Consider the following 11,922-nt stretch of genomic DNA (forward strand, 5'->3'; position numbering starts at 1 on the left):
TTATTAATGTCGCAGGACCCGCTTGAGAAACAGACGCGCCCTCTCTTCGCGCGGCTCCGTGAAGAACGCTTCCGGTTCGGACTCTTCAATGATTTGACCCTTATCCATAAACACAATCCGGTCCGCCACCTCCCGGGCAAATCCCATTTCATGGGTAACGACGACCATGGTCATCCCCTCATCCGCCAAAGCTTTCATGACATCAAGCACCTCTCCAACCATTTCGGGGTCAAGCGCAGAGGTCGGCTCGTCAAACAGCATAATTTCCGGCTTCATGGCAAGTCCTCTGGCAATCGCCACACGCTGCTGCTGTCCACCCGAGAGCTGCGAGGGATACTGCTGGGCTTTCTCCTGAATGCCGACTTTGTCCAAATAATACAATGCAGTCTTCTCCGCCTCCTGTCTCGAAAGGCCGAGCACTTTGATCGGAGCCAGTGTAATATTGTCGATTACTTTCTTGTGGGGATACAAATTGAAATGCTGGAACACCATTCCGATATTACGTCTGAGCTTGTTAAAATCCGTTTTTTTGTCATGGACGGGAACATCATTCACAATCAGCTCGCCGCTTTTAAGCGCTTCCAAACGATTGATGCACCGCAGAAGCGTACTTTTGCCCGAACCGGACGGCCCCACCACGACTACCACTTCACCTTGTTCAATCTGCAAATTGATATTATTCAGCACATGAAAATCGCCATAATACTTTTCAACCTGACGAAATGAAATCAATGGACCCTCCCCTTCTGAGATAGGATGCTTACCCGTTTGATCATGATCATTCCTCTTCTTTTCTTCCGTTAGATGCGTGTAAGAAAATATAACGCATGTTTTATTGTGAACCCTAACTTACGCAAACCTATACAATCCGACGCGGAAACAGCAAACTATTTTTATCATTCATTCTTTTTTTGTGACAATCAGCCCTATATGAGAGGCTTTTCTCCAAAATAAGTTCCAACAGGTCCGTTACTTGCCCCGGAATGTTGAGACAAATGCCGACGGTATTGTACGCGTTTAACGGAGCTGCAGCATTGGGCCAACAGGTAATATTTATCATTCCAGAAGAATCGGCATCGCCACCTTTGTGTATAGCGAAAACTTATACTTTCTTACATTAAAAAAAACCCGGACGAGTGTCCGGGCTTGCTCCCCATGCTAGGTATGAACCAATCATTCTATGATTTGCAGTACATTCTGCCGAGAAATACTCGGAGTCACTTAGTAACACTAAGCACCACTCAGTATCATCAATTGAAAGAAAAAAATAAAAAATTTCGTTTATTATAGCCTGGGAAATAATATTTTTTAAATAAATATGAAGAAAAGGATCGATTTCGCTGTTTTCACAGGCAAAAAAGGTGTTACTAAGTATTTCTTTATGATTCTTAGCAGTGCTTATATTCGCTTTTATGTCCAGGACTCGATATCCTCATCGTCAAATTCGTCCTCGGCAGCTGGTTCCGATTCCTCTTGTTCAGGCTGCATCGAAGCTGCAAGACCTTCCAAGTCGAGAGACGCGGCAGCCACTTCTTCATTGGCTTTCGATCCGGCACCGATTGCTGCCGAAGACGTCATCAGGCCGGCTGCTGCCCCCGATGCATTCCATGTGCTGCGCTCGGTTGGAATGAAGGCTTGAAGATTGCGGACACCGTTCTGGCCAATTTCATTTTCGATCAAGTAACGGAGCGAGTCCATTAAATTCGTTTGCGAATTGATCCACTGCATGATCGCGGGATCCTCCGACTTTTTGGTCTTCAAACTGATATTGTCTCCGGGCATCTTTGTTTTTTTCACGGCTTCCACCTTCTTCGCGTCCTTGGATAATTACATCGAGCTTCAGATGCCCCTTAGACTGGCTGCACCGCTTTATTCTTAAGTGCTTCGTAAATTTTCCCCCGCACAAAAGCATCCAGTCCAAGCGCATTCATCTGGACCGCGTAATCCGCCGGAATATAGAGAAGCTTCATTTCCCGTTCCTTGCAGAGCTCATCCAGAAGCGGCTGAAGCATGGAGCGCATCAGAATGCTGCCTCCGCCATATACGCAGATCAGATCGATTTCATTCCGCGTTTTGGTGAGCTGGCGTTTGACGTTCTGCACAATCTGCTTGACCTGGCTCTCCAGCGGTCTCTTGAGCGTCTTGATGGCACGCGCATGGAATTTGTGCTTGGGATTCTTCAGCACATCGCTGAAGAATTGCCGCGGGCTGTCCGTCAGATGAATCAGCCTGTTGAACTCATCAAGCGCTTCTTCGATGGCATAGCCTGCCCCGTGGTGGGTCCCATAGACAAATTGACGCAGAAACTTGTTGCCTTCGGTGATTGGGTATTCCGTAGATCCGTCGCCGATATCCACATGAAGGATCCGCTTGTCCTTGAAGTAGCTGCCGTTAAACTTCTTCTCAATATCATAGGCTTCAATAAAGGACTGGAAGATGTCGCCTTCCCGCCAGTTGCCCTCGGAATCCTTCTGCAGGGCAAAGATTACTGGAGTTGCTTCCGGAACCACTTTGGCGAAAGGGAACACGATTTTCACGCCCACCCGCTGCATGCCCAGGTGGACCGTCACGTTATGGGAGCCTGTGGTGAAGCGTTTTTCGAATTTCAGAGAGGTCTCGTCCGTATGCTGCGTAACCGGAAGTGCGGTTGCCATATCCGCTTCAACTTCAATCGTGTCGGGTATCTTCTTCTCTTCCTCATACGCCTTCTGGACCGCCATAGCCGCAATTTGCGCAAGCGTGTTGATGATTGGGAGATCCATGTCACTTTTCAGATCAATGCCAATCTGCAGATTATCCAGAATCTCTCCGCTCTCCAGGGCGAATTTTCCAACATAATACATGCCTGGGCGGGCTGCCGGGGAATCAATCGTAACGACCAGCTGTTCTTGTAAATTCTTGATGAAGCTCTCCGGTGACTGCTCTTCGCTCCAAGGGAGCTCGTCCACCGTACAATTCACATTCGGCTGCTGGACCAATTTCCCGTCAATAATCAGGTCATGCTCGCTGTTTCCATTATCGTTACCCACAAAAAAATGGAATTTCATAAGAAACCTACCTCCTATTAATCTAACAATTGTTAAAAAATGTTCCTAGTATTACTTTGCCATACAAGGTGATATTTGCACAACCCGCTATGGTCCCAATAACCATGTTAAATTTTTCTCAGGAAGGGTCGAAATTTGTTTTTTCCACGCAAATGCTGGATATTTGCGTCTTTTCTTTTAAGAATATACAAAAAGTAAGTAGGGTACTAAAAAGTGTGTACTTGTTAAAAGAAACCCGTTGTTTCATACTTAAATAAGGGCTGTTCTGCTCGCGTTTGTTCGAATGGAAATACATGGCGGTCTGGTTACATGGGCAAGCTGATGCATAGATCCAAATGATAATCGGGAGTGATGGATATGGAATTAAAGAATAAAGCAGCTATTATAACAGGTGCCGGCAAAGGCATTGGCAAAGCTACAGCTGTCACTCTGGCCCAAGAAGGCGTAAATCTGGGTCTAATCGCCAGAAACAGGGATGACCTCAAGGCTCTTCAGTCGGAATTAAGCGGCACCTACGGTGTCAATGTCTATTTTGCCTCCGCTGATATAAGCGAGAAACCAGCCGTAGACGAAGCCATCCGCACCCTGACCGCCAGTCTCGGCGGTGTCGATATATTGATCAACAATGCGGGATTTGGCCAGTTCGGAACCATTATCGATATGGAGCCGGAACTGTGGGAACGGATTATTCAAACCAATCTTATGGGAACTTATTATGTGACTCGCGCGGTCCTGCCCGTACTGCTGGAACAAGGCAGCGGCAGCATAATCAATATTTCTTCAACAGCCGGCGAACGCGGCTTTGCAACCGGCTCCGCATATTGTGCCTCCAAATTCGCCATTATGGGCTTTACCGAATCGCTTATGCAGGAAGTCCGCAAACTCAATATCCGTGTTACCGCGCTTACTCCGAGCACCGTAAATACGGAGCTGGCGGTGAAGGCCGGGCTTCCAATCGGCGACGAGGATAGGATGATGCAGCCGGAGGATGTGGCGGAATTGATTTTGGCGACGCTTAAGCTTCCCGATCGGGTCCTGCTGAAAACAGCCGGGATCTGGACGACCAATCCCCAATAACTTACCGTTTGCACACCCTGTCCCTGATACAAGGCATCGGGGTTACGGGAAGAAACTAACTTTATTTCCAGAAGACGGCGCAGCCGTTTCTTCTTGTACCGGAGGGTCTTCCCCTCCCCTTAGCCTATCTGAAGGAGGAATGAGCCATGCCCAATCCAACCATAGACATCCGACTCTCTGTCCTTGACCTGGCTCCGGTTATTGCCGGAAACACGCCGGCCGATTCCTTTCGCAATACGCTTGATCTTGCGCGCCATGCCGAGAATTGGGGTTACCATCGGTACTGGCTTGCGGAACATCATAATATGCCGGGAATTGCCAGTTCCGCGACCTCTGTAATCATAGGCCACGTAGCCGGCGGAACGAAAACCATCCGTGTCGGTTCCGGAGGCATCATGCTGCCTAACCACGCCCCTTTGGTGATTGCCGAACAGTTCGGGACGCTTGAATCCTTATACCCCGGCCGTATTGACCTCGGTCTGGGGAGAGCGCCCGGATCCGACCAGGCGGCAGCCCGCGCGCTGCGGCGCGGCTTGGGCAGCGGCGGCCAGGACTTCCCCGAGCTGTTGAGCGAGCTGCAAAGCTATTTCAACCCTTCGAGCGGGTCTCCGATGGGTGTACGGGCCGTTCCCGGCGAAGGGCTGGATATCCCGATATGGCTGCTCGGCTCAAGCGGCTTCAGCGCCCAATTGGCGGGTCAGCTAGGGCTGCCGTTCGCTTTTGCCAGCCATTTTGCACCGGATTATCTGCTCCCTGCCATCGAATTGTACCGCAGCCACTTCCGGCCGTCTGAAGCGCTGGACAAACCTTATGTTATGATCGGCCTGAACGTCGTTGCGGCTGACACGCAGCAGGAAGCCGCAAGATTGGCTACCTCCCAGCAGCAGCAGTTTCTCAACCTCATCCGCGGGCGCACCGCGCGTTTAAGCCCGCCGGTGGACAGCATGGACGCTCTTTGGAATGAGCAGGAGCAGGCTCTCGTCGAGAGGCAGCTGAGCTATGCCATTGTTGGCGACCAAGATACGATTCGCAAGCGGCTGCCGGTCTATCTCGAGGAGACAGGCGCCGACGAATGTATTGTCGCCTCCCAGATCTACGATCATGAAGCACGCTTGAGATCCTATCAGCTGCTGGCTGAGGTTGTTACGCATCGCTGATGTATAGAAGAAGTGCAGGGCATCTTTCAGGGGATGCCCTTCTTTTTGCTGCCTGGCATGGCAGGGTTCCCCTCGGATTAACTTCGGGAATACACGGCCCGCTCAATGGCCTGCTTCATCAATACACCCGAACGGCCCCAACTTAGCCGGGCTACATCCCGTCTGCCCTGCTCCCCTTTCTGCCTGCATAAACCGGGGTTTTGAAAGGCCAGTCTCATCTGCCTCTTCAGACTGTTTCTATCCGGTTCCGCCCAGAGCTGTCCCTTGCGGGCAAACAAACCGCGGAATTGACGGGATATGGCATGTTTGCTGTTCATGCTTCCAGCCGGATTCCGCAGCGTGTAGCTGACCAGGAAGGAATTCCGCGGGGTCAGAAAATCCATATGTCCGCCCCATCCCGTAGCAATTACAGGGGTTCCACTGGATAATGACTCCAGAAACGGAAGCCCTACTCCTTCTCCCCGGGTTGGAAGCACGAAAGCATCCCCCCTCGTATAGATGCCTTTAAGCTGCTCGTTGCTCATCCGATGGGCAAGCACGACTACAGGAGCCGTTGGCTTACGGATCCCCAGACTGTCTTTATAGCGCTGAATCCGTTTCATGATCCATCCTTCAGTCTCGTGGGGCGAATAGCCGTTTGTTTTGATAACGAGCATGACATTGTCTGCAGCCGAAAATGCCTCCCAGTACGCCCTTAACAACGTTTCGGGATTTTTGCGGTGCTGAAATCCAAAAACGGAGACAAAAACAAACCGTCCTTCTGCATTTGGAACAGGCAGCTTCATGTTGTCCGGCTTATAGAGTGCGGCATTTATGCCATGGGGAACAACCGATACCGGAACCCTTACACCGCTTCTTCTCAATGCTTGCTTATTGTGGGTGGAAGGCACACAAACCGCATCGAATTTGTTGATATAGGGAACCCAATTTCCGGGGATCCGGGTTGTTTCCCAAACCGTATTCAGAATAATCCGATTGTATAACTTCCTTTCTTTCGCCAGGTTGATCGTATTCGGAAGGAAGTGATAGATCAAGACCCGGCGTTTCTTTCCTATGCCTTGCGGTACGAATCCCTGGTAAGACGTTCCCTGCTTCACATCCACCCCCTGGCGCCTTAATGCCCGGACGTATTCTCGGCTTGCAACGCCTAGACCGCTGTTTCTATGCATGGGCCCCTTCCACGTGACTTGGTAATTTGCCATCGTCTTCGCACCCTCCATTCTCCTGTGTTGAAGTCAAGAACCTTCACTAATCTATGGCAATGTGGAGGGAAACGAATGGGCTGGCGCGATTTTTCTGTCCCTGAAATGGAAGGGATGGGGGCGCGCTGCCGAGAACAGCTGCCAGGGTGATCCGGCAATAACCGAACCGAAGAACAGGCGGCGGCGGACAGAAAAAAACCGCCGGATCCATGGAGGAACCAGCGGCTTTGCTTGCTGCTTTATTGCGGTGAGCTAGGAGCATCCAGTGCTTCCTGTGGCACTTTGATCTCTTTGATTTCATTATGGTTGGAGATTGTGCTGGCCATGACCATATCCAGCGATACTTTCTGACCTTCCTGGTCCATATCCATCGTCATGGCAACATCCGACTTGGTGGGAAGATATGTTTTCTTGTCTACGCCATAAACGATTTTAATATTCTTGATGTTCATTGAATCCATCATCGCCGCCACTTGCTCATTGCTGCCGCCACCAGCCTGGCTCATCAGGGACTTCGCCAATTCCTTCACGCCGTCTCCGGAGAGCTCGGCTGTCATCACGTAATGGTCTCCTTCTTCCGTGACTTTCGTGTCTTTGGAGATAGACTTGAACTGCTCCATCTGGCTCTCCGGTTTGATGGTGTTTGCCATGCTGGCGATCATTTGATCCTTCATTTCATTAGGAAGCTTGGCCCAGTTTCCGTCTACCTGGGAGTAGATGCCGTCCTCCATAATATACTGCTTGATGGATTGCGAGCCATCCGCCATTTTCATTTCAATATCCTGGTACATTTGAAGCGGTTCCTTGATGAGGTCCGATTTCATATTCAGGTCAATCTTCTGCTCCTGCTTCTGATCGCCTTCGCCCATCGTAATGTTTTGGTTGACTTTGGCCTCCATGGAGAAGCTTTTTAACGCTATGCTTGCATCCGTTGATTTCTGAATAAGTTCGTCTACCGTCGGGATCGATCCAGAATCCTTGACTGTCGTTCCTGCGTCAGGCGTCTTTCCCGAATTGGTTGATTCATTAACCGGTGTGCCGCTGGTGCCCCCATCAGGCTCATTATTTTCCTTCGATCCGCATGCGGTGATACCTAATACCATGATTGCTGTGAGTAAACCTGCTGTCCATTTCTTCAATTTATTGCCCTCCCATAATTTGTATTCCCCTTGTCTTAACCAGATTTTGTATAGTTGTAACAGAAAGATTCGAATCTTTAGCAAATATTGATAATAGAGATCTCCTCCCCCCTGATTCAGCGGCGTTATGGGCAAAGAAAAAAAGAACCCCTGGACTTAAGGGTTCTCCATCATTAGGCTCCTACTTGGCTTCCAGCAGCTCTTGTACGTCCGCTTCAATAGCTTCCGGCTCTGTTCGGGCCGAATACTGCTTGATGACCTTGCCGTCGGCATCGACCAGGAATTTAACAAAATTCCACTCAATATCCCCTGTGCGGTAAGGCTCCGGAACCTCCTCGACCAAATATTTATACAGCGGAATGGCATGCTCGCCCTTCACGTCTACCTTGGAGAACACGGGGAACGTCACTTGGTAATTCAGTTCGCAGAAGGTCTGGATTTCCTCATCCGTGCCCGGCTCCTGGTTATTGAACTGATTGCTGGGGAAACCCAACACGACAAGGCCGTTATTCTTGTAGGTATCATAAAGCTGCTGAAGGCCTTTGTAGTGTGGCGTCAGACCGCAAGCGCTAGCCGTGTTCACAATGAGCAGCACATTTCCTTTGTAATCCGACAGCGGTTTCTCTTCCCCTGCCGCAGTTTTAACCGTGTAGTCATAAACGGACATAAATATAATCCCTCCATCAACCCTATTTTAAATTGCTCACAATTTAATTGTGTATAATATACCGTTCCCGGCTCCGAATGTCAACCTGCCCTGCTTCCTGATCGCCCGCTCCGACCTTCTTTGCGAACCCGACTTGAAGAATTAAATACTTGTCCCCAAGTTATGCACATATTATCCACAGAAAGGATTCTATCCATTATCAACATTCCGTCTTCAAGCATCGGAAGGATAGGGGCAGCTTGCAAATGCAGCCGAAGAAGAGCCGGAAGGGAAACTTCGTTCCCCTTTCGGCTCTTTGATTTTTTGCGATAAATTCCTATATTCATCACCGTTACCCGCCCTGCATCCGGCTAACTACCGATGACCCTCTTCCAACGTCAATTCCAATCATTAGCGTTCAATGATGGAGGGTCACGAAGGTAGCGTAGTAGCCGTCACTTCATTGGACGGACCTGCATTAATACCATCCGCTACGTTCAACCGGATACGGTACGCGGTACCGGCCGACAGCCCAACCACCCTTGCATAATTGGAATCCACGGTTAAGGGAGACTGGGTGTCGGCGCTCTGCCAGGTTTCCCCGCCATCTTCGGATATCTCAATACTCATCTCCGTTGCCAGGTGGGGGCTGGAGTAAAGAACCATGATTGTTGTATCTGTAATATCCATCACCGCCAGATCGTTAATCAGCGCAGGCTGATCCGCTTCCACTAGAAAGTTCACGGTCTCAATTTGGGCAATCGCCGCAGCCTGCGAAGGATTCTGTACGGAAGCCACCCATGCCTCAACATGAATCATACGCTCGGACCAGGAAGGCGGGAGTTCCACCGAATAATTCACATTCTGGTCCCATCCGCTGTCGAGCGTATAAGGCGAAGGCGGGAACGTTCCAAAGAAATCATCCGTGTCCTCTTCCCTGTAGAGATAGAAAAACGCATAGGGGGAAGATCCCGCATCACCGTAAAGTACCCTTAAACTGTCTACATCTCCGTCCAGGCCAGGAGCAGTCAGCTTTACACCATTGACCGCATCCGCAAAGTCCGCCCCTGTATTTGCAACATGTACCGGAATAGACAGCCTGTGCTCGCTGATCACATAATTGACCCGATATTGATCATCATTTATAACCGTAAGCTGCGTAAGAGGAACCAATGCGAACCGGATCGTGGTCATGGCCAGATTATCCTCCGTTACCGTCAGTTCGTAGGAACCGCTCTCCGTGAGTGTATTGCCCAGCTCGTAATATTCATCCTCTACGCCATCCTTGACCAGGATTGCCGCAATAATCGTCTTGCCTTCGGCGCTTTGGGGGGTCACATAGGATGGATATGTTTGTCCATCCTGCACACCCGTGACAACAGGATCCGGTTCGTTAGTCGTGACAGCGACCGTATTCGACACGCCTGCATGCCATCCGCCGGCGACTCTCAAGCGCAAGTGATAAGAAGTACCCTGTTCCAGACCGATGACTTGAGCCGAGGCAGACAGGGCTGTGAGCTGCTCACTTGTCGCAGCGGCCCTCCAGCTGCCGCCATTGTCTTCAGACAGCTCCAGGAAGACATTCTCAGCCCCTGACGGCTGCGTGAAGCTCATATCCACGGTTGTGCCCGTCTTGGCGGTTACAGACAGATCCGTAACCGGCGCTGCCGGATCCGCTTCGGCGGTGAAATGCAAAGCTTGCAGACGCGCAATAGCTTGCTGCTGTGAGACATTATCCGCCGATCCCACCCAGGACTCGAGTTGAATGGAACGCTCTTGTAGCGACGGCCCCAGATCCATCGTATAGATCACCGTCAGATCCTGGCCTTTGATTATCTTGAAGGAAGCTTGCTGAAATGATGCAGTGCTAAAGGCTTCTCCGTCGCGCTCCAGCAGCAGACCGCTGATTGACCTTCCATCCGAAGTCTCATAATCCGCGGACAATGTGCGCGCGTCAGCCGCCAAGCCGCTAATGCTTATCTTCAAACTGTTGACCGCCTGGTCATAATCAGCCCCGTTATTGCTCAGATGCACCGGAAATGTCAGCTTATGATCCCTGTAGATGATTTCCTCCTGCAGGGCAGTCAGCTTCACATCGGATCTCAGCTTGAAGCGGACCGTGCTCCGGCTGCCGCCAGCCGTCCCCAGGGTCAGCACATAATCGCCGCTCTCTTTGATGAGGTCTCCATAAGCGTATGAAGCAACCGCAATTCCATCCTTCTCCAGAACGGCTGATGTGATGGCGCCTGTGCTTGCCGGAGTCACATAAGACCAATAGGTCTGTCCATCCTGAACACCTGTAATAACAGGAGCCGGGTCGGGAACGCTAATCCCGCCTCCTCCGGGATAAGGCGCATTCGGAGCCGGGTCGGGCTCTGCCGGGTATTTAGGGGTCAGCTTCCCCGGCTTCCTCTCGAAGGTTGAACCCGTCACATACAGCAAAGCCTCTGTAATCAAGCCTTGGCCGGTCACGGCAAGGACAGCGCGCACTTCCATCGTCCCGATCGAGCTGCTGCCGGAGAGAACCAGGATCAGTCTGGATAGAACCTGCATCGCATCCACAATGGTGTTTCCCTCCAGGACAAGACGCACCTGCCCGGTCAGCTTGCTCACGATGATCAAATGGAACGTGGAATCGTTCAGATAAACGCTGTTGGCACCGCCGCCGTGTACCGTCGTTGTTCCCTGCACGGTCACGTTTTCCAGATGCACATCGCCTTCCCCGATGCCTTGATCCAGCGTAAGGTTTCCGGTAATCACCATATTGCGCAGCTTCACGCCCGCCGCAGAAATGACAACATTGCCCGCCACTTCCTCTACTCCCTCGGAGGGGCCATAGGTGCCCGCTTCCTTGTATACCTTATCCTCCGGCTCCGGCACCTCCCCGGAATTGACATCACTCAAGGCCCGGTCCAGCACAACAACGGCCTCGGCCCTTGTCATGGCGCGGTCGGGCTTAAAGCTGCCGTCGGGGTAGCCCGACAGCCAGTTCCGGGCCGATACCGCGGCAACGGCTGTCCTGCCCCAGCCCGCAAGAAGGGCATCGTCAGTGAAGCCCGTGCCCGAGCCTCCCGCCGGTTCAAGGTCCAGCTTCGCAAGCTTGAACAGCATAAGCGCCGCTTCTTGGCGGGTAACCTGCTTCGCCGGCCGCGCCGTTCCGTCCTCGTAACCGGAAATATAACCTGCCGCAACAGCTTTGCCAAATTCAGGAGCGTACCATTTGCCGGCCGAAACATCCTTGAATACAACCGGCGATCGGGCTTCAAGCTTATAGGCTCGGTTGGCGAGTGCAATGAACTCCGCCCGCGTAACGGATTGGTCGGGCTGGTAGGAGCCGTCCGCATAGCCCGACAGCAGCCCGTTCTCAGCCCATTTCTCCATCGTTTGCGAAGCCCAATGCGCATCCGTGTCATTGGGCTTGGCCGCAGCAACCCAAGGCATTACCGATCCTATCAATGATATAATCAGCGCAGCCGCAACCGCCGCTCTCCATCCTCTGTTTCTTTTCCTCACATCTATCATCCCTCTCCCTGAAGTTGTCCTGTCAGAGGAAAGAATACCAAATGGCTGCCGGCCGCATAATTTACTTTAGTTAACTTCCAAAAAAACATGCAGGCTTGCTCTTATTTACACTGGCAGCGGGCAGAGAAGTCC

9 protein-coding genes are annotated in these 11,922 nt (G+C 51.4%); 2 read left to right on the forward strand and 7 right to left on the reverse strand.

All coding sequences use genetic code 11. The features are described 5' to 3' along the window. Positions 1 to 3 precede the first annotated feature (3 nt). The 3 genes from IEY46_RS28005 to IEY46_RS28015 all read right to left on the reverse strand — a co-directional run bounded on the left by IEY46_RS28005 (position 4) and on the right by IEY46_RS28015 (position 3,047). Positions 4 to 732 (reverse strand): amino acid ABC transporter ATP-binding protein, encoded by a 729-nt coding sequence (locus tag IEY46_RS28005; RefSeq protein ID WP_188997392.1) that lies wholly within the window; start codon positions 730 to 732, stop codon positions 4 to 6. A gap of 678 nt (positions 733 to 1,410) precedes the next feature. Beyond that, complete coding sequence (locus IEY46_RS28010; protein WP_188997394.1) at positions 1,411 to 1,797, reverse strand: hypothetical protein; 387 nt, start codon at positions 1,795 to 1,797, stop codon at positions 1,411 to 1,413. A 53-nt stretch (positions 1,798 to 1,850) separates the two neighbouring features. Next, positions 1,851 to 3,047 (reverse strand): ParM/StbA family protein, encoded by a 1,197-nt coding sequence (locus IEY46_RS28015; RefSeq protein WP_188997396.1) that lies wholly within the window; start codon positions 3,045 to 3,047, stop codon positions 1,851 to 1,853. A 357-nt stretch (positions 3,048 to 3,404) separates the two neighbouring features. Here IEY46_RS28015 and IEY46_RS28020 point away from each other — a divergent pair, with 357 nt between their 5' ends. Together IEY46_RS28020 and IEY46_RS28025 are read left to right on the forward strand one after the other, a co-directional pair. Then, positions 3,405 to 4,124, forward strand: a complete 720-nt coding sequence (locus IEY46_RS28020) for a 3-ketoacyl-ACP reductase (RefSeq protein WP_188997398.1) — start codon at positions 3,405 to 3,407, stop codon at positions 4,122 to 4,124. Positions 4,125 to 4,270: 146 nt separating this feature from the next. Continuing rightward, on the forward strand, positions 4,271 to 5,281 hold the full coding sequence (locus IEY46_RS28025) for an LLM class flavin-dependent oxidoreductase (RefSeq protein ID WP_188997399.1): 1,011 nt from the start codon (positions 4,271 to 4,273) through the stop codon (positions 5,279 to 5,281). 77 nt (positions 5,282 to 5,358) lie between these two features. Here the strand turns inward: IEY46_RS28025 and IEY46_RS28030 are convergent, their stop codons facing one another. The 4 genes from IEY46_RS28030 to IEY46_RS28045 form a co-directional block, all read right to left on the reverse strand. Next, on the reverse strand, positions 5,359 to 6,483 hold the full coding sequence (locus IEY46_RS28030; protein WP_188997401.1) for a glycosyltransferase: 1,125 nt from the start codon (positions 6,481 to 6,483) through the stop codon (positions 5,359 to 5,361). Positions 6,484 to 6,722: 239 nt separating this feature from the next. Continuing rightward, positions 6,723 to 7,622 (reverse strand): DUF6612 family protein, encoded by a 900-nt coding sequence (locus tag IEY46_RS28035; protein ID WP_188997403.1) that lies wholly within the window; start codon positions 7,620 to 7,622, stop codon positions 6,723 to 6,725. Positions 7,623 to 7,803: 181 nt separating this feature from the next. Then, the gene (locus tag IEY46_RS28040; RefSeq protein ID WP_188997405.1) at positions 7,804 to 8,289 is read right to left on the reverse strand and encodes a glutathione peroxidase; all 486 of its coding nucleotides are present in this window, start codon (positions 8,287 to 8,289) and stop codon (positions 7,804 to 7,806) included. Positions 8,290 to 8,700: 411 nt separating this feature from the next. Continuing rightward, entirely contained in the window at positions 8,701 to 11,781 is a 3,081-nt protein-coding gene (locus IEY46_RS28045; RefSeq protein ID WP_188997407.1) for an S-layer homology domain-containing protein, read from the reverse strand. Positions 11,782 to 11,922: the final 141 nt, after the last annotated feature.

This window comes from Paenibacillus nasutitermitis, assembly GCF_014641075.1.
GTDB classification, from domain to species: domain Bacteria; phylum Bacillota; class Bacilli; order Paenibacillales; family Paenibacillaceae; genus Paenibacillus_Z; species Paenibacillus_Z nasutitermitis.

Coding starts and splice junctions, on each gene's coding strand:
- IEY46_RS28015 (WP_188997396.1), bottom strand. CDS start 3,047: ATGAAATTCCATTTTTTTGTGGGTAACGATAATGGAAACAGCGAGCAT.
- IEY46_RS28020 (WP_188997398.1), top strand. CDS start 3,405: ATGGAATTAAAGAATAAAGCAGCTATTATAACAGGTGCCGGCAAAGGC.
- IEY46_RS28025 (WP_188997399.1), top strand. CDS start 4,271: ATGCCCAATCCAACCATAGACATCCGACTCTCTGTCCTTGACCTGGCT.
- IEY46_RS28030 (WP_188997401.1), bottom strand. CDS start 6,483: ATGGCAAATTACCAAGTCACGTGGAAGGGGCCCATGCATAGAAACAGC.
- IEY46_RS28040 (WP_188997405.1), bottom strand. CDS start 8,289: ATGTCCGTTTATGACTACACGGTTAAAACTGCGGCAGGGGAAGAGAAA.